The sequence below is a fragment of the Mastigocoleus testarum BC008 genome (assembly GCF_001456025.1).
GTDB classification, from domain to species: Bacteria; Cyanobacteriota; Cyanobacteriia; order Cyanobacteriales; family Nostocaceae; genus Mastigocoleus; species Mastigocoleus testarum.
Genome location: NZ_LMTZ01000096.1, coordinates 1 through 18,522, shown reverse-complemented (window position 1 = coordinate 18,522; position 18,522 = coordinate 1). Strand labels below are relative to the sequence as shown.

Sequence of the window (18,522 nt, the reverse complement as noted above, 5' to 3'; positions counted from 1 at the left end):
GTAGCCTGTAAAGGCGCGGCGTTAGCTATTAACTGACAACTGATAACTGATAACTGATAACTGACAACTGATATCATGTCCCAAAAGCACAATCCAATTCCCTTAATTAATATTGTGTTGGTAATTGCCACCTTTTTTTTAGTTATTTTACTGTGGCAATTACGGAGTTTGCTGTTAATCCTAATGGTTGCGATTGTCTTTGCATCCGCGATCGCACCAATAGTTGACACAGCAGAAAAAAGATTACATTTGCCCCGTTGGTTGGGCGTAATTGTTGTATACCTAGGTTTAATTGCGGTTTTAATCGGTGCGGGATTAATTATTGGTCCGAGTGTTGCAGTCCAAATACAACGCCTAGCAAATAAACTTCCGGGATATTTAGACAGCTTGGGAACACTTGCAGAAAACTTTGCAGCAAGAATTGGGATCACTGAAGCAGACTCAATTGAAAAATTCTTTGAGACCCAAGATGTTCAAGCATTGGTTAATTGGTTATTTCGTTCGACTCAAAGGGTACTATCACGTTCTTTTGGAGTAACTTTTGGCGTTTTAGGTGGAGTAATCAATATATTCTTAGGTTTAATTTTAGTTTTGATTACTTCCGGCTATATGGTGGCTGGTAGCAAAAGCTTGATTGAAGGTTTAGTATCTCTGTTTCCTTATCCTTGGAACGAACGCTTAGCGGCACAAGTTACGCCTATTTCCCGTCGGATGGGTGGTTATATTCAAGGTCGAGTAGTCGTGTCGGCAATTTTGGGTGTAGCAATTACTGCAGGCTTAGGAATTTTGGGGTTATCAGAGTTTGCTTTAGCATTGGGGGTAATTGCTGCATTCACCAATTTGATCCCATTTATTGGTCCAGTATTAGGTGCGATCCCAGCTTTAATTGTCGCTATTCCCCAAAGCGGTTTTACTTTCCTGTGGGTATTACTGTTGTTTGTAGTTATCCAAAATGTAGAAACTTACGTACTGGATCCTTTACTAGTAGGTTCTTCGGTAAGAGTCCATCCTTTATATCAGCTTTTAGGTGTATTAGGAGGAACACAAGTGTTAGGTATTGTTGGTGCGATCGTTGTTCCCCCTTGGGTGGCTGGAATTGCCGTCTTATTAGAAAATCTTTACTTGGCTCCAAAGCTGGAAGCAGAAGCTATTTTAACTACAAACTTAAATTCTTTAAATTCTGACCGGGAGATAGATTCAGTAGATATAGATTCGGTAAATTCTACAATGGAAAACTGCGACGATAAAGGCAAGATTGAGCTTTAGAGCAGAAGGAAATAGTAATCTCAAATTATATAAATTGGTCATGAGTGGGTAACCCCTAACCCAGATTCATGTCATTTTTTTACTAACGATTTCATCCGCATACAGTTTTGATAATAAATTATGGAAAAATTAATATTCATAACCCAAAAGTATTAAAAACAACTACTGTAGAAATATAGGATATGTTTTCCTAGAACGCGGTAAGACTAAATAAATAGATCAATGAGGGGTATAACCCCCTGTAAAACTGCAATATCCTGCAAACAAATTTTAGAAGACAGCAAATTTTACAGAAAAGAATTATTAGTCAAAAATAATACTTACAGTCTGGGATTATTCAGTAAATTTAATTGGCTATTAAGTAACGTCCATATTGTAAAGAAGAAATTGTTGAAAATAAGTCTGTAGAACAGGTTAGCTTTTGTATTAATAGTGATAATCCTACTCTGGCTAATTATTGATTACTAATGTCTGTTAATTTATCTGTTTCTCACACCTTAACCTCACCTTCTTTTTTTTCTTCTCAAACAACTCGCAAGGACATATTATCGAATCTCAATTATGCGGTCGCTAGTATTAATGTCCCTGTTGACTGGTTGGGTATAAGAGTTGTTAAAGAAACTCAAATTCATCGTCATTTTCGGGATGCAATGCCCCAAATGAATGGTAAAAATATTACACTTGGGGCGATGATTGAAGTTGCGATTGATGGTTGTATTGGTTATGCAGCAACTAATTATCTTGACATCCAAAATTTACAATTTGCAGCAGAAAAAGCCTGTAAACAAGCATATTCTGCCAAAAAGTGGTGGATGTATCCATTTCAAGTAGATAGAGAACGTCCCAAAGTAGTAGGTGAATATTTTTCTCCATTTGTTGAATCACTAGATACTTTGAATCCTGGAGAAATAAATGATATTTTGGTTCGTATCTGTAAGACCCTAAAAATTAGTGAAAAGATAGTTCAAACAACTGCTGAAGCTGTAACAACTGAAAGAGAAACATGGTTTGTTAGCAGTAATGGCTCAGAGATATATCAAAAGTTTTTGTTCCTGAGCACTTATTATGGAGTTACCGCACAGGATGGTAGTAATATACAACAGCGTACTAATAATGGTTGGCAAGCAAATTCCTATCAAGGTGGCTTAGAACTTTTCAAACAAGATAATCTTTGGGAAAAAGTAGAAACAATTGGTAAGCAGGCTGTAGAACTATTATCAGCGCAAGAATGTCCTACAACTTCCACTAATCTGGTACTAGCTCCAGATCAAATGATGTTACAAATTCATGAAAGCGTGGGACACCCCTTGGAAATTGACAGAATTTTGGGGGATGAACGTAACTATGCTGGTGGAAGTTTTATTAATAAAAATGATTTTGGGAAACTCGAATATGGTTCTCCCTTGATGAACATTACTTTCGATCCGACAATATCTGGTGAAATGGCAAGCTACAATTTTGACGATACTGGGGCTACAGCAAAACGAGAGTATTTAATTAGAGAGGGAGCACTACAGCGCGGTTTGGGTAGTTTGGAAAGTCAAGCCAGATCTGGAATTGATGGTGTTGCTTGCGCTCGTGCTTGTTCTTGGAACAGACCCGCAATCGACCGCATGGCGAATATTAATTTGGAACCTGGTACGGCTTCATTGGAGGAAATACTGAGCGGTATTGAGTATGGGGTGTATATGGAGTCTAACCGTTCTTGGTCTATTGATGATCGCCGCTATAAATTTCAATTTGGTTGCGAATATGGCAAATTAATTGAAAACGGAAAACTTACAAAAACTCTGCGAAATCCTAATTATAGAGCCACCACACCGGATTTCTGGCACAGTTTAACCAAAGTAGGGGATCGATCTACCTGGGAAATTTATGGTACCCCTTTCTGCGGGAAAGGAGAACCAAATCAAGCTATTTGGGTAGGACATGGTTCCCCCATATGTTTGTTTTCCAACGTTGAGGTCTTTGGTGGTGGGAAGTAAAAAGATGGAAAATCAGCTTTAATTTTTTGAGCTACCGCATCTTATAAGTTTTTAACCTCTATAAATATTCATTTAGCGGAGTAACCTAGGTATTAAATGGAGTACAAATTCCATCAAAAAGCCTGGGGAAGGTTAGTCTTATGAGGTGTGGTAGAACACATTTATAAATAAATAATTTCTCTTTCTCTTGTGTTCTCTACTTGTTTTATTTCGCTTATCTTTGCTTGTAATGAATAAAGAAAATATCTCTGTTTTAGAAACTTGTTTTAACCAATTAATCGAAAGTTTACTGGAGAAAAAAGCAACCAGCGAAGAATTTATTCTTAAACTCAGTAGTGAGTTTAGCCAGTTCACTCGTTTTAATCATGCAAGAATACGTCAAACAGGTATTGTATTAGATACTTGGATAAAATTTACTTTAATTAGAGATGGACGTACTGCTTTTAGAAAATTCCCTTTAGTGGGTAACTGGGAAATTGATTGGCGCGAAACACATAATGCTTTAGTGGAATTACGAAAAGAACTTCCTCTACTCGCTTTAGATCCACATTTAGTTTTACCATCAGCAACCAATCCCACTCGAGAAATATATTCAGGTAATTTATTAGCAGAAGATGCTGTTGCATCAACAGTATTAGAACCAGCAAAAGAACTAGATTTTACTGGTATTTATTCTGGAGGTATTGTTATTAGAGCCTATGCTGATTCTAGTGGTAATAAACATTGGTTTGCTAGCGATACCTTTACGTTAGATTATTCTATTTTTAGTCCTCAAGAACAGGCTGTAAAAGGTTTTCTTGCTGGAAATAATTGGGACGAAGAAAGATATCTAACAAAAATCACTAATGCAAAACAGCAACTAGAGTTACTTTCTCATCCACCCAAAAATATTCCTCGGGGAAATTACAAAACTTATTTTGCTCCTGCTGCTGTTAGTGAATTGCTAAGTATGCTTTCTTGGAGTGGTGTTAGTGAAGCTGATATTCAACAGGGAAATAGTGCTTTAGCCACTTTATCTCGAAAAGAAAAGCAGTTATCTCCAAAGTTTAATCTTAAAGAAAATTTTCAACGAGGTTCAGTACCGCGTTTCAATGAATGGGGAGAGGTAACAACTTCAGATATAAAGATTATTGAAAAAGGAGTTTTAGTTAATAGCTTAGTTAATTGTCGTTCCGCCAAAGAATATCAAAAAAAATCTAACGGTGCAAATCGTAATGAATCATTACGTACACCGGAAATTGAAGTAGGGAATTTAGAATCGGAAGAAATTCTCAATGCATTAGACACTGGTTTATATGTATCTAATTTGCATTATTTAAATTGGAGCGATTTACCTACTGGTAGAATTACCGGTATGACCCGCTACGCATGTTTTTGGGTCGAAGATGGTGAAATAGTTGCTCCTATTGAAGATTTGCGTTTTGATGAAACCCTTTACCGTTTCTGGGGTAATAATTTAATAGAATTTACTAACTTTCAAGAGTTTATTCCCAATTTGGGTACCTATGAAAATCGCCAACTCGGCGGAAGTATGGTTCCAGGAATGTTAGTAAAAGACTTTACTTATACTTTGTAAGGACTTCTAAAAATTAATATCATTATTTGTTGACAGTAGGATTTTTTGACAGTAGGGGCGCACCGAAGTGCGCCCTAACCAGTGGTATGTTTTTTAATTGGAAGTCCCTAACTAATGGCGATTGATTTGGATCAATTCAGTCAAAATACTATCCAAGCTACCATTAACTTGAATTTTCTCAATCTTCTCAGAAATCCTTTCCAATACTTCCAACTCTTTCAATCTTAATGCAACGGGATTATCTTCCATTACTCTCGCTGTATTCAACATACTGCGAGTAGCAGCAGTCTCTTCTCTCCGTCGTATAACGTTAGCTTGGGCTGATTTTTCAGCTTCTACAACTTTACCAAGAATATTTTTGATTTCACCGGGAAGAATAATGTCTTTGACTCCCACAGAATCAATTTCTATTCCGTATTCTGCTGCTTTAGGACGGATATATTGTGAAATACTATTATCTATTGCTCCTTTATCTTCTAAAATACGATCTAAAGCCTGTTCTCCCACTGCAGCACGTAAAGCAAACTGCAGTTCTTTGTACAAGAAACCAGTAATATCTGACAATCCATTTTTTGCTCTCAAGGGATCTTGGATACGAAAACCAGCAGTTAAATTCAAACGCAGAGGTACTTTGTCCTTGGATAAGATATCTTGTCCCGAAACTTCCATGTTCTGCAAACGCAAATCTATAACTTCGGTTTCAAAGGAACGTCCGTATACCCACCACGCATGAATTCCTGGTTCGAGTTGTGTTTGATATTCTTTGTTCGTATATAGTAGACCAACATGTTGGGAAGGTACTTGACAAACATGCAAATTATTACAACTCAAGCTTACAGTTTCTGGTAAACCCGAAACTAGTTCGGATGCTAAAGCATTTGAGAGTTTAGCGTCATTACTGATATCAATAATTTCAATATCAACACCTTGCCAAAATAATTTGCGACTAGTAGGAGGTAATATGGAGATCACCTTACCTTGATACCTGATATTTGCAACCTGTTGAGCAGTGGTTTCCACGATCGCGCAATAAGTTGCAACAAACTCTGGATGCTTGTCAATCAGCACCTCTTCCAGGGGAAAGTTTGGATTACGATCCAAACGACTCATAAGATAATGTGTTATACCCTTATGCGCTGTCCAAAAAGCGTATTCCCCAGGTTCTAGGGGACGCACAAAGTTATTTTGTACGTACAGTAAAGCAATTTGAGATTCGTTAACGAAGATTTTTGTTAATCCACTAAAATTAAATCCACGTAGTTGCTGTACGAATTGGGTGGGTAATTCTAGATTTTCTTCTAAGTTAAAGATGTGTGACTCTACCTCAATAAAACCACGCCAAAATGCTCGTAATTGGTTGGGTAAAATGTTTACCCATTTCTGACCCATTCGCACTAAAGCAGTTTCATTAAAGTTTGTACGTACTATTAACAGATATTCTTGTAGTTCTGCAGTATTATTCCTTAAGAGTAATTCCAGGTTTTCAATTTTTGCTTCTGGATTATTTAAATCAAATTTTTCAACTCGCCAATGCCGACCAAAATAAGTATAAGTTCCAGCAGTCAAAATCTTTTTAAAGTCACTGCGGTGATATAAAATTCCGATCTCGTTCGGTTTAATATAAAAAGTTTTCCACATAGATATATCGGTCGATGATTTGATCTGTTGCAACCAAGAACGAATTTTAGATATAAACATTAATAACTGTATTCAGAAGGTAGTATCTCAATTTTGGAAGCGATTCAAATAGACAATAATATATTGAGGTAAGGACAGCGATAAGAACTCAAGGACATGGAATAAATTCCCAATTCTTTCTATCTTTACAAGAAATTGAGATACTCTTAGTCACAGACAAAATGTAGTCTGTATACTACATTAAAATTAAAAGCTCCGTAAGTGCAGGTACGAATACAGTTCCGCAGCGGACAAAAGCTTCTCCATAACTGGATTAAGATAACTATCATCAAAGTTTAGAGTACCCAGGGGTAATCCAAAATTATCAAACAGTTCTCAAATATGGCGTTTGTTGTACTTTTCAGGATTCCCTCAGGAAAACTGAATGCAGCAAACAAAGGACACACTCAAGTTAACGAGAAACACAGTTGCTCTGGCTCCTTCACTGTAGCTACCGAGCGCTACGAGGTAACGAACGGTCGCAAGCACCTACACCACGGAGTTTTCCTTCCAAAAACAGATTTCTCCATCTTTGTTGGGAGTGATTAATTTGTGGCTTTCGCCGCCTTATTCCACATAAGGTGCCCAAAAACCCAGGACTGGGGTATTGTGGTTAAAAGTATAGGAATCGAACCTATCACCAATAGCTTAAGTGTCTATTGCTCTGCCAGTGAGCTAACTTCTAGATTGAAGGAAGCCTAATGTAGGATTGTTCGCATAGCGTCTCCCGAAGGGAGATACCCACGTTGATTGGCGATATACCAATGCTTTAGGCTATTGAAATAGTTTCAAGTATTTCGCGGAATACGCTCAAAGCAATGCTTGTCGTACCAGTCAGATATACAGAATCCGAACTACAGCGATACCGATCTATTTCTATACTACAAATGTAGCATAAAAAGAAATATAAGCAAGTTTTTTGGTTTTTTAATGCGCTTTGAAAGCTCGATAAAGCATTTAAAAACAAAATATAGAATTATTTGGGAATGTGGATTAAATAAAATATAAAAGTAGGATGCTGTTAGCATCGCGTAACGCACCATTCCAAATTTCAGAATTATAAGTTATTAAATTCTCGTTCCTTAGAAGTAATAATCAAAGACGCCTGCTACTTTTGATTACATTAGTTACAACATCTTTGACGCTCAAATAAATTACTAGTATCAGTAGGCAAAATTCTCCAAATTGAAGTATTGGATCTAAACGCCAACCTTGAAAAGTTAAAATTACGCCAGAAATCAACATTAAGAATGATGCAAATATAGCTTGAATCACATAAAAAATAATTGCTGAATTACTTAATTTCTTTGCACTTCTTCTGAGGAAAACTATCATGGAGATAAAATAAATTATGCTAAAAAGCATATAAAATAACCCAATCAAGCTGGCTGGGTTAAATCCAAGATTTATCTGAGCTAAAGTAAACATGCCTTTATACCCCAATTATTTCAAAAATCAAAATATAGATTTCTGTTTACCTAATTTAGGTTGAAATAAAGGGAAGATATACAGTTATATTTATAAATACTTTTGCAATAGTAGTCTCAATTTTTCTTTAGTTGCAGTAGGTGCTTTGTCTAAAGGAGTTAAAATTGAATACTTTAAAGCCGAATGAGCATCACTTACAGGTGGATTCTTACTCAAACTTTGTACTGCAGCTAAAATAACCTTCTGAGCATTGATAGCATTACGTTGCAAATTCTCCACTACCATTTCTACTGTCACACTATCATGGTCGGGATGCCAGCAATCATAATCTGTTACTAGCGCTAAAGTTGCATAAGCGATTTCCGCTTCCCGAGCCAATTTTGCTTCTGGTAGATTAGTCATACCAATTACTGTTGCGTCCCAACTACGGTACAAATTGGATTCGGCTTTGGTGGAAAATGCTGGACCTTCCATGCAGACATAGGTACCATCCTTATGGCTGGATACATCTGGTAAATCTAAAGATGCGATCGCTTCACTCAATACGTTAGCTAAATTTTTACATACCGGATCGCCAAAAGCGATATGAGCAACTATTCCCTCACCAAAAAAAGTAGAAGTGCGACCTTTTGTCCGATCAATAAACTGATCTGGAACCACCATATCAAGCGGTTTTACCTCTGCTTTCAGGGAACCTACAGCACTTGCGGAAATTAAGTACTCCACACCCAGTTTTTTCATAGCGTAGATATTGGCACGAAACGGTAATTCTGAAGGTAAAAGTGTATGATTGCGACCGTGGCGCGCCAAAAAAGCTACTTTTGTTCCTTCTAAACTACCCAGAATTAAGGCATCAGATGGAGAACCGAATGGTGTGTCTATCTGTATTTCCTCTACATCTTTGAGGGCATCCATCTTGTATAAACCGCTGCCACCAATAATACCAATTCGAGCTTCTGCCATGGGGTATAAACCTGTTTTCTTGCTTGCACATTTGCCCAATTATTTTACTGGGTAATGGTTAAATTCTGGAGATATGGGTGGGGTATTTCCAATAATTAACGGTTGGTAAATCATACGAGATGACTATAGCCACAACAGGAAATTTGTATGATTACAGTTAAATCATTATCCCCTATGGATTTAAAGATTATTTGCTGCAATTCTAATGAACAATAATTGATTTTATTGCTATCAATTAATTAATGCCATTGTAAGCGAGTGTAAGTACAACAATGATTTCAGCCGTTTGCACTTTATACGAAGGAGACTACCACTATGGTGTGGGAGTTTTGACTAATTCTCTCTATAACTACGGTTTTCGTGGTGTCGTATGGGCTGGGTATCGCGGTAATTTACCACCTTGGGCAAAATTGCTGAAAAATAAAGATGGTTATCATGAATTTTCCATTGCACAAGATTGCGTTATCCGATTTGTAGAGCTCACGACTACAAAACATCTGGCTTACTACAAACCGGATTTTATGTGGGATTTACTAGAAAAATACTGTCCAGAAGTCGATGCTCTTTGTTACTTCGATCCTGATATTGTTAATAAATTTAATTGGGAATTTTATCAGAATTGGTTTCGTCACGGCATCGCTCTTTGTGGAGATTCGTGGTTTAGGGTTCCTGCAAACCATCCCAGACGTTTAGCTTGGAAAGAATTTGCTCTGGATAATGGCTTTGATTGCAAACGCGATTTAGATTTTAACTACAACAGTGGTTTTGTTGGTGTTCCTCGTAGTTATAAATCTATTCTTTTGCTCTGGAAAAAGCTGATAGAGATTGGTACAGCTGCAGGACATTCAGATATTGAAGATTTTACCAATAGAAATGGTGATACTTACCCTTACCTTGATACGGATCAGACCTACTTTAACTTGGCGCTGATGCTGACTTCTTATCCATTGAGTACGGTTGGTCCTGAAGGAATGGATTTTTTACCTGGTGGTAATATCATGTCCCATGCTGCGGCTCCAAAGGTTAAACCTTGGCGTAAGAAAATTATTGTGAATGCTTTGCAAGGTGACAGTCCAAACTTAACCGACAAAGCATATTGGCAACATTCTCAAGGACCCATTCAGATTTATTCAGAAATAAAAGTTCAATGGTATAAATTTGCCTTACGTTTCGGTTCTGGTATTGGTCGTTTGATCCGTAGAGCACCAATTTAAATTTAAGTCTGTTTTTAAAGCCTTTTGTATGGGTGCTGAAAGGAGATTAAAACGGGATTTTGGGGATTTGACCATAAATTTGATATAAATTTATGCTGAACGGACAATCAGAAAAAAATAATCCACTATAAAAATGTCCATGCTACAAGCATGAACTATATTGAGGATAATAAGTTTTCTGATGTCTTATTGCTTGTTTTACTAATAGTTAAACTAGCAGCAGAAAAATAAATTATAAATATTCTACTCGTGCATCTAAACCCCGTTCGCGCAGTTCTTTAGAAACTTCTCGGGCTTGGGAAATATCTTCAAATTCTCCGGCGTTGACGTACTCTCCCCGTGGAGATCGAGCAGCAAAAGCGTTGGGAATAAATTGGCGTACTCTCCACAGAATATCACGTCCGTTGACGGGTACTACCACCACGTAACGCCTATCACCTCGCCGACGATTTAAGCCTAATTGTTTTGATGTTTCTCGATCTACGGCTCCAGTGATTGATAAACCATTAAATCTTTGGTAAGCAGCTACAGCTTCCCTTGTTGTCGGACCAAAATAACCCGTAGGTTCCTGTCGGAAAAATCCTAACTCTTGTAAACGTTTTTGGAGTTGCGTTACTCCTTTTCCCCTATCACCTTCTCGTAGGAGTACTTCCGAACCACCCATACCGGCATTAAAATTATCATTTGGAATTGTATTTGGAACGTAAGATTGATCGCCAGAACGATTATTAATTTCTGTGCGAATTGCAATTAAAGTATTGCGATCAGCTATTCCATTCGCACGCAAACCTCTGTATTCCTGAAATCTCATTACAGCTCTTTCAGTACGGGAACCAAAGGAACCATCCACCGAACCATTATAAACTCCCAAGCGTTGTAAGTTTGATTGTAACTCTCTCACCCATTCACCATTACAACCAACAGAAAGAGCTTCAAAATCAGGATTACAGTAGCGACCGTTAGAAGGTCTAGATGCTGCGGGTTGTATTCTGGGTGCTCTAGCAGTTTCTAAACCCCTGCGAATTGCAGCATTAGTCCTAGGTCCGACAACCCCAATAGCAGATATACCGTTATCTCGCTGAAATCGTCTAACTGCTGCTTCAGTTAAATTACGAAAATGACCGGTGATTGGTCCGTTATAATAACCCAATGTTTTTAAATTTCGTTGTAGTCGCCTTACGGTTGGACCACTACTACCATTTCTTAAACCACCACCTCTTCTCGTACCACCACACCTACGATTGAGTGCTCTTGTAGTGCGCGGTCCGACCTTACCGACCTGTTGCAAACCTACAGCAGCTTGAAATCTTGTTACAGCAGCTTCAGTCGCAGAGCCATAAAACCCTGTGACCCTAGCGTTAAAATAGCCTAATCTTTTTAAACATCTTTGAATATAACTAACCTGTTGACCTTGCTGACCCCTTTCCCGAGCTGAAGCTGTTTGTGTTGTCGTTCCAACAAATAGTAAGGCGATCGCAACTAACAAAACAGATTTGACTGGGTTGTTCGCAAGTCTTACCCATTTTGATTCAGTTAATAATTTTAAATCAACTCCTTTAGGAATATGTTCCCCAAACTCGGGTTCCTGATCGCTTAAGTTAAATTGAACTTTGTTGATATTTTCCATCTTTAATTCTCAATTTTTTGCCTAGATAAATTTCGGTTATACCGGATTGACCTAGCAAAGCAATATTTGCTGTCTGATTTTTATACAAGCGTTAATTTAGAAGCATTGACGTGCGAGGGTTGATTTAAGAGCTATTGTAGTTTTACTTTAAACGAACTATAAGATTATATTTATTCCACAGTGAAAGTTACTAAGATATCGGAAACAACTGTCATCTTAAAGCTTTTATAATTGCATATAAGAAATAATACTTAAATGCTATTCAATTTGCCTTATGTTTTGAGATGCTCCCAATCTAAATTCCTTTCGGTTGAGTGTTTATGGCTTCAGATGAAGACAAGTAAAGGCAAAGCGGGCAGTATGAGAAGAAAATTGTAATCCTTTTGTTCAGTTTTTACTTCTTATCATTAGGTGAAAACGATAAGTATTTACCGAGTTATGAGATAACTATACTTACACAGAATTTTACCTGATGCTAAAGTATATAACAAAACAGAATGTTAAGACATTTTATACTTAATTAACAGTAGTTTTTAACTGAAAGCAAGTATAAACTTAAAGCCTAAGTCTTGTTGCGACTGGAATAAGAAATGAAACTACTGTGATTTAAATACGTATATAGCACTACATAATTAGGTAGGATTTTGATCAAAACTGAAACCTAGGAAGTTTGAGTATCTAAAGATTCAAATAAAATTTCACGATGTATCAGTGCTCGATCCAACATAAACTTTAGGCGGTCTTGTGAAAGTGCTTCTCCATTAGCGTAATGTTCTATCCATGCTTTGCTCATCAAGTTGGGATCGTCAGGTAAGGAAGCTAAATCCCAACCAGGTAGATCTAAATCTTCCATTAGTCGATTAATTTTAGGATCGTAACTGATAGCAAAACAGCGACATTCTTCTGCTGCTGCCATAATTAAACTATGTAAACGCATTCCAATAGCCATTTCTACTCCACGATAAATACCCTTGAGAATTTGTGGCTCTTCTACACAGATAATTTTGCTGTCCTCGGTAAGTTGTGCTTTTATTCCTTCTGCAATACTTAGGTCTTTATTCTTTTGAAAAGGTAAAAGTAAAATAAATGTTTCTGTGGCTTTTTGAAAGTCAACTAGAGCACGAGTTAAATTATGCAAACGGTCTGGGGTAAGTTGTGAATGATTCCGTAATGTTACAGCAACTCTGGGTGCTGGTAGGTCGGATAACCCTGGTAACGGCTGGGATTCTAACGCCCATACTGGGTCGGGAGCAAGGATATGAGGAATTTTCCACTCTGAAAGCAAAGCAGCAGATACGCGATCGCGAACGCTCACCCGAGTGCAACTACCAAAAGTTGTTTTAGCTAACCAACGAGTTATGGGTCGCTGTAAAGGACCTATTCCTTGACCCCAAGCAACTGTTTTTAAACCCATTTTTTGGGCGATCGCCATTATTGTTCCATAGTAGAAGGGGTTAAGAGCGCTAGTCGCATCTTGAATTAAACTTCCTCCACCCCAAATAAAAGCATCACAAGAGCGTAAAGCTTTTGTCACTTCTAATAAAGATTTGCGTTCGTATACTTCCACCCCATAACGCTTTCGGGTTTCTTCTAGATTCCCGGAGAGTACTACAGGTGTTACTGACGGTGGTAGCATTTGCAAGAGCGTTGCTAGCAAAGCCTCATCTCCACCGTTCCCCAAACCATAATATCCAGATAACAATGCTCGCATAGCCATGTTGGATTTCAGTTAAATCAAAGGTTTTTTGGAAGAAGACGCAAATACTTGTCTTCAACCTGATATTTTGCATAAATATAGACCACAAACAAGACACTTCTGCCACAACTTATTAAAAGAAAGCAAACTGTATCTTGTTGGTTCCTAACCTGTCCTACTGTGCTGTACTAAATTCACAGCTATAACCTCAGAGCTTTACAATTCAAATTTGTAGCTCAGAATCCATAATCTAAAACTAATAAATAATATGCACGCACTTTCAATCCCAACCTGGATAATTCATGTTTCAAGCGTTATTGAGTGGATCGCCGCGATCTGGTTAATCTGGGAATATGGCGAAATAACTGGTAATCGTAGTTGGTGGACGTTATCTCTGGCTATGTTACCGGCTTTGGTGAGTGCGATGTGTGCTTGTACTTGGCACTTTTTTGATAATGCCGAATTTTTGGAGTGGTTAGTGATTTTGCAAGCCAGTATGACTTTACTTGGTAACTTTACCCTTTTGGTTGCATCTTGGTGGATTTGGCGAGCTAGTAAATCTTTTGATGAGAATACTTCACAGCTTTAAAAAATAAAAACCCATAAAGAAATCAAAAATAGTCTTTACTGGATGGACAAGATATTCAATCTAATCAATTACTCATTAACTGCTCACCATGATTTCAAAAGAAACTTTATTTGCTCTTTCGTTGTTTCCCTATTTAGGATTTTTGTGGTTTTTGAGTCGCGTTCCTCAGGTACCTCGTTTAGCACTCATCGGTTTCTATGGGACTTTGGTATTTGTGGCTATCACTATTCCTGCAGAACTATACGCCCAATCTGCTTATGGTAAATCCTTAGCAAACGTTGATTGGCTGCATGGAAGTGCGGAAGTTTTTCTCACTCTGACTAACATTTTAATTGTCCTGGGTTTTCGGAAAGCAATTATTCAAGCAAAACAAAAGAATGAAGAAGGACAAAGTTAGCCACAGGACTTACCTACGCAACGTAAGCATAGCGTGTCCGTAGGACATAGATTTGTCATTGCGACGGTCACTACATGTAGGGTTAGCAAAGCGTCTCCCAAAGGGAGATAGCAATCTCAGGGACTTTGGCGTTAGTGTAAGCGTGTCCGCAGGACATATACCTCACTGTCGCTTTTCTTTATGGAAACCCAATACCTAGAACTGTGCTACTTTAGCTGCGCTACCTACGGAACGGAACAAATCCGGTATGTTTACGCGCTTGCACTAACGTAATGACGTAATTACGTTTATTTCGTGTAAGTCCTGAGCCAAACAAGTTAGTATTTAATATTTAAACTTTATTTAATATTTAAACTTTAAGACTTCATAATTCAAACTTTATAATTTCCATTTCAAAAGTCAAAAAAACTTATAAATTAGAATTTTGAATATTTTTACTTACAAAAAATTATTCACACAAAGTAATCTACCCTATGTGAATACACTTATTTTATTGACGTTAATTTTGTTTTATATATAACAAATAGAATTGTTCATTATATATTTTTTCGTAATTAACACAAGTCTCTGTAAGTCTTTGGCTATCTTTGTAGTTTAATAACCCTTGTAATACTTTTCCAAGCGTTAATTCTTAATGGCTGTATCTCTAGAGCCAAAAATATCAAATGTATCAATATATTTGCCTAATAGATAAACTTTATTCTAAACTTTCTATGAATTACAACTTACTTTATTCATTTTATCTTTAGAGAGTATTGGGGAAAACCCGGATACAATTAGAAAACTATCAAAAAGCTTTTTCATAGTAAAAACTTTGAATTAATTTTTATTAGGGGAATAAATAAATGCCAGACTGTAATTCAGGTGTGTTGGCAAGTGATTTGGCTGGAAATTTATATATCAATCCGAGTTATCTACAAACGCGGGAAAGGATTAACTACCTCATAAGAAATTATCTCTCGGCAGGGATATTATATTCTCATTTACATAATTTTTACACTTCCTTAAAAACCCCATATAGCACACATCACCACCAATCACTTAATTGGCAAAACATTAACTTTAAACAAGTTATAGGTGTTTCTAGTGATTTATTTCTCAATAAAATCATTACTGCTGCAAAGTTAGAAATGAAATGTCATGATAGCGAGACAGAAATACGAGCATATTTGCAAGCTGTAAATCCACGAATGTCATGTTTTTTAGAAAGTATTTCACCTCCAAGTAAAACAAAATCCATGTTCAATAGGACAAGTAGAAGCAAGGAGTATAAAGAATCAGATTTATTTAGGAAAATATATCAGAGGTTAACTGCGAAAGAACTTAATATTCAATATGGGTCTGTTAAAACCTATAAACTAAAAGGTCACCTAAAAGAAGAGATTTATAATAATGCATTAAATAATATTGTCGACCAGTGGAATGCCATATCTACTTATATTTGGTTAATGGCACATTCAACAGGAGAATTACAGGAGTTAATGCTTCAACCTCTACAAAATGAAGTAAATTATTTAGCAAAATTTTGGAGTATTAGTTGCTGGGCATTTAGTAATTCCTTTATTTCTAGTTTACAAAAGCGTACTCAAAAACTTACGGATTTAATTAGAAGGGAAGAGAAACAAGAAAAGCAAAAAAATGAAATTTTAGAGCTTAATAGTGCTTTACACTTTGTAGAAGTTACTTTTACTTTTACAAGTGTGATGATGCAACTGTATCAGTGGCATAAAACCCTAGATGACACATACTTAGAAAATCTATTTTCTTGTCCAAGTAATTTGGGTCAAACGAATTAAGAATAAATAAACTATGGCGTAACTCAATTACCTTCAATTTTTTTGACTAATACTCTCATATATTAATCTTGTTTGATTTCTAAGATGATTTTTAGAAGTGGGAAGCAGAGAAGATAAAGTGTACTTAGTATTTTAAGCTTAAGTATAGTCTCAACCAACAAAAATATATTGAGTATTGTTAGAAAAAAGAAGTAAGTCTCAAAGATAATAATCTTATATCCTAAAAAGCCACATTAAATTAAAATGTAATCTAAAGCCGAAAAAGATGTTTGTTATATCTTTTCGTGTTATCTATAGTAATTTTGCAATAAATTGTATTTTGTGTAATGGATGTTATTCCAGCGATTGACTTGCTAGACGGTCGTTGCGTACGACTATATCAAGGTGACTACGATAAATCGCAAGTTTTCAATGAAAATCCTGTCGATGTTGCTAAAGAATGGGTAGACCAAGGTGCGACTGTATTACATGTAGTCGATCTTGATGGTGCTAAAGCTGGTTCGGTGGTTAATCAAAGTGCGATAGAAGCTATTGCTAGGGAAGTATCCGTACCAATTCAATTGGGAGGAGGTCTACGTAATCGCGATACAGTCGAACAAGTATTTAATCTGGGAGTACAGCGAGCAATTCTCGGGACAATCGCAGTTGAGCAACCTCAATTAGTCAGAGAACTCTGTCAAGCATTTCCTGGAAAAATTGCGATCGGTATTGATGCTCGAAATGGTAAAGTGGCGACTCGTGGTTGGCTAGAAACTTCGGAAGTTTTAGCAACTGAACTGGCGGTGCAAATGGAAGAGTTTGGTGCTTCCGCAATAATTTATACGGATATTCAACGTGATGGGACTTTATCTGGTCCTAATTTCGATGCATTACGGGAACTTGCAGCAGCCATCAAAATTCCCATCATTGCTTCTGGTGGTGTCAGTTCAATTACCGATTTACTCAGTTTATTAGCTTTAGAGCAATATGGTGTGAATGGCGCTATAGTTGGTCGCGCTTTATATACGGGTGATATTTCTTTATTAGAAGCTTTGCAAGCTGTTGGTCCAGGAAGAATTCAAGATGTTCCTCCTAATACAGATTTTTCCACATTCGCTTAAAAGCTTTAAATCCTTGATTAAACAAGCATTCGCACACTTTACAGGGTTTTGACTCGGTCGTGTGCTGATTCTTTTTTTTACTTTTCCGGATTGATAAGGTGCCCTGCTGTATCCAATCTTAGAGAGAGTTAAGAAAGATAGATTGTTTCTTTAGTAACCTTCTTTCTACTTCAATTATTTTCATCTCTGGTAAAGTTCAATATAGATGTTGACCAAATAAATATCAGTTGAACTCAGCAGAATGACTACTGATTGGAAGTAGTTATTTAAACTACCACTTGATAGCATGATAAAGCTGTACAAGTATCATATTTAAATATTAATTAAAAGTTTAATCAAGCAACGGGTTTCCTCTAATTTAGGGACGCAAAAGACAGCGTCTCTATTTTTTTATTTATGCTTCTTGAGTATTGAGGTTTGAATCAATATTTTTTTAACTTACTAAAAATCTAGTGGTTCACCATGGAGATTTTTAGAAGTCATTTATTGGTAAGTAGTTGGGCTTTTAGCCCTGTTTAATATATTTTTATACGCTAAAGCGCAATTACAAACCTATCAAAATTAATGTGGTGGAGTACCAGTTACTGAAATCATTATTCTGATTAAATAAAACCACATAATATAGCGCTACGCTGGGTCTTAAAGCCCTGTGTGCATGGTCTGTCATGTTCTACCTACACCCCATGCTAATGAATTTTGCGCAACGGTACTAGATTTTATTTGCTATTTTTTCTGGAATTTATAAATGAATAAATGTAGTAAATTTTGGAGTTAATTCAGAGCATCAAAATCATGACACAACAAAAATTACCAACAGATATTGTCGCAAAAACAATGGATTGGCTGAAATCCTGGGGAAACAGAAAACCCGTACCCAATAACGGTAGACCAGATAGAAGAAGAAGAGGTTAATATTTTCATATCCTAAAAAAGTTGGTGAATGATTAACTGTTGAAGTTTTATTGGTAGATAAATATATCATTCCAAATATCAAAATGATGACTTGAAGGCAAAAATATTTTTAGAAAAGCTGAGTTTCTGATTCTGCAAGAGTCATCTAAAGATTATGTATAAAAATTTTTTTAGAGACGTACATTAGTACGTCTCTATATCGTTTAAATCAACCCATCTTCCGCACTCTAACTGTCACAATCGGTAATTACTTAAATAAATCAATAATAAAAGAGTAAAAAAGTACTTTTTACCAC

General features: G+C 36.6%; 14 protein-coding genes and 1 tRNA gene. 9 read left to right on the top strand and 6 right to left on the bottom strand.

Translation table 11 applies throughout. From position 1 onward, the window contains the following. Positions 1–75 precede the first annotated feature (75 nt). The 3 genes from BC008_RS20270 to BC008_RS20260 all read left to right on the top strand — a co-directional run bounded on the left by BC008_RS20270 (position 76) and on the right by BC008_RS20260 (position 4,827). A complete protein-coding gene (locus BC008_RS20270) occupies positions 76–1,266 on the top strand; it encodes an AI-2E family transporter (RefSeq protein ID WP_027844418.1) in 1,191 nt (396 codons plus the stop codon). 467 nt (positions 1,267–1,733) lie between these two features. Further along, entirely contained in the window at positions 1,734–3,251 is a 1,518-nt protein-coding gene (locus BC008_RS20265) for a TldD/PmbA family protein (protein WP_153009631.1), read from the top strand. A 229-nt stretch (positions 3,252–3,480) separates the two neighbouring features. Next, positions 3,481–4,827: a TldD/PmbA family protein gene (locus tag BC008_RS20260; protein ID WP_027844416.1), complete on the top strand. Its 1,347-nt coding sequence runs from the start codon at positions 3,481–3,483 to the stop codon at positions 4,825–4,827. A 111-nt stretch (positions 4,828–4,938) separates the two neighbouring features. Here BC008_RS20260 and BC008_RS20255 read toward each other — a convergent pair whose 3' ends face one another. Further along, positions 4,939–6,465 carry a slipin family protein gene (locus tag BC008_RS20255; protein ID WP_027844415.1) on the bottom strand — a complete coding sequence of 509 codons (1,527 nt, stop codon included), beginning with the start codon at positions 6,463–6,465 and terminating at the stop codon, positions 4,939–4,941. A gap of 381 nt (positions 6,466–6,846) precedes the next feature. On the opposite strand from BC008_RS20255, the gene BC008_RS48495 reads away from it, so the two are divergent. Then, positions 6,847–7,053, top strand: a complete 207-nt coding sequence (locus tag BC008_RS48495) for a hypothetical protein (protein WP_153009630.1) — start codon at positions 6,847–6,849, stop codon at positions 7,051–7,053. A 61-nt stretch (positions 7,054–7,114) separates the two neighbouring features. Here the strand turns inward: BC008_RS48495 and BC008_RS20250 are convergent. The 3 genes from BC008_RS20250 to BC008_RS20240 all read right to left on the bottom strand — a co-directional run bounded on the left by BC008_RS20250 (position 7,115) and on the right by BC008_RS20240 (position 8,895). Next, positions 7,115–7,189: transfer RNA gene (locus BC008_RS20250), tRNA-Lys, on the bottom strand. Positions 7,190–7,599: 410 nt separating this feature from the next. Beyond that, positions 7,600–7,932: a Ycf66 family protein gene (locus BC008_RS20245; protein WP_027844414.1), complete on the bottom strand. Its 333-nt coding sequence runs from the start codon at positions 7,930–7,932 to the stop codon at positions 7,600–7,602. Between the two features lie 90 nt (positions 7,933–8,022). Beyond that, positions 8,023–8,895 (bottom strand): S-methyl-5'-thioadenosine phosphorylase, encoded by an 873-nt coding sequence (locus tag BC008_RS20240; RefSeq protein WP_027844413.1) that lies wholly within the window; start codon positions 8,893–8,895, stop codon positions 8,023–8,025. Positions 8,896–9,167: 272 nt separating this feature from the next. Between BC008_RS20240 and BC008_RS20235 the strand changes: the two genes are divergently transcribed. Then, entirely contained in the window at positions 9,168–10,109 is a 942-nt protein-coding gene (locus BC008_RS20235) for a hypothetical protein (RefSeq protein ID WP_027844412.1), read from the top strand. A 232-nt stretch (positions 10,110–10,341) separates the two neighbouring features. Here BC008_RS20235 and BC008_RS20230 read toward each other — a convergent pair whose 3' ends face one another. After that, positions 10,342–11,736 (bottom strand): peptidoglycan-binding domain-containing protein, encoded by a 1,395-nt coding sequence (locus BC008_RS20230; protein WP_027844411.1) that lies wholly within the window; start codon positions 11,734–11,736, stop codon positions 10,342–10,344. Positions 11,737–12,397: 661 nt separating this feature from the next. Beyond that, complete coding sequence (gene csaB, locus BC008_RS20225; RefSeq protein WP_027844410.1) at positions 12,398–13,447, bottom strand: polysaccharide pyruvyl transferase CsaB; 1,050 nt, start codon at positions 13,445–13,447, stop codon at positions 12,398–12,400. Positions 13,448–13,700: 253 nt separating this feature from the next. Between csaB and BC008_RS20220 the strand changes: the two genes are divergently transcribed. The 4 genes from BC008_RS20220 (at position 13,701) to hisA (ending at position 17,314) form a co-directional block, all read left to right on the top strand. Beyond that, a complete protein-coding gene (locus BC008_RS20220) occupies positions 13,701–14,021 on the top strand; it encodes a DUF2499 domain-containing protein (protein ID WP_027844409.1) in 321 nt (106 codons plus the stop codon). Between the two features lie 88 nt (positions 14,022–14,109). Next, positions 14,110–14,418, top strand: a complete 309-nt coding sequence (locus BC008_RS20215) for a DUF3593 domain-containing protein (RefSeq protein ID WP_027844408.1) — start codon at positions 14,110–14,112, stop codon at positions 14,416–14,418. Between the two features lie 845 nt (positions 14,419–15,263). Next, positions 15,264–16,214, top strand: coding sequence for a hypothetical protein (locus BC008_RS20210; protein WP_027846638.1), 951 nt, complete (start codon positions 15,264–15,266; stop codon positions 16,212–16,214). Between the two features lie 326 nt (positions 16,215–16,540). Continuing rightward, positions 16,541–17,314 (top strand): 1-(5-phosphoribosyl)-5-[(5-phosphoribosylamino)methylideneamino]imidazole-4-carboxamide isomerase, encoded by a 774-nt coding sequence (gene hisA, locus BC008_RS20205; RefSeq protein ID WP_027846639.1) that lies wholly within the window; start codon positions 16,541–16,543, stop codon positions 17,312–17,314. Positions 17,315–18,522: the final 1,208 nt, after the last annotated feature.

Coding starts and splice junctions, on each gene's coding strand:
- BC008_RS20270 (WP_027844418.1), top strand. CDS start 76: ATGTCCCAAAAGCACAATCCAATTCCCTTAATTAATATTGTGTTGGTA.
- BC008_RS20265 (WP_153009631.1), top strand. CDS start 1,734: ATGTCTGTTAATTTATCTGTTTCTCACACCTTAACCTCACCTTCTTTT.
- BC008_RS20260 (WP_027844416.1), top strand. CDS start 3,481: ATGAATAAAGAAAATATCTCTGTTTTAGAAACTTGTTTTAACCAATTA.
- BC008_RS20255 (WP_027844415.1), bottom strand. CDS start 6,465: ATGTGGAAAACTTTTTATATTAAACCGAACGAGATCGGAATTTTATAT.
- BC008_RS48495 (WP_153009630.1), top strand. CDS start 6,847: ATGGCGTTTGTTGTACTTTTCAGGATTCCCTCAGGAAAACTGAATGCA.
- BC008_RS20245 (WP_027844414.1), bottom strand. CDS start 7,932: ATGTTTACTTTAGCTCAGATAAATCTTGGATTTAACCCAGCCAGCTTG.
- BC008_RS20240 (WP_027844413.1), bottom strand. CDS start 8,895: ATGGCAGAAGCTCGAATTGGTATTATTGGTGGCAGCGGTTTATACAAG.
- BC008_RS20235 (WP_027844412.1), top strand. CDS start 9,168: ATGATTTCAGCCGTTTGCACTTTATACGAAGGAGACTACCACTATGGT.
- BC008_RS20230 (WP_027844411.1), bottom strand. CDS start 11,736: ATGGAAAATATCAACAAAGTTCAATTTAACTTAAGCGATCAGGAACCC.
- csaB (WP_027844410.1), bottom strand. CDS start 13,447: ATGCGAGCATTGTTATCTGGATATTATGGTTTGGGGAACGGTGGAGAT.
- BC008_RS20220 (WP_027844409.1), top strand. CDS start 13,701: ATGCACGCACTTTCAATCCCAACCTGGATAATTCATGTTTCAAGCGTT.
- BC008_RS20215 (WP_027844408.1), top strand. CDS start 14,110: ATGATTTCAAAAGAAACTTTATTTGCTCTTTCGTTGTTTCCCTATTTA.
- BC008_RS20210 (WP_027846638.1), top strand. CDS start 15,264: ATGCCAGACTGTAATTCAGGTGTGTTGGCAAGTGATTTGGCTGGAAAT.
- hisA (WP_027846639.1), top strand. CDS start 16,541: ATGGATGTTATTCCAGCGATTGACTTGCTAGACGGTCGTTGCGTACGA.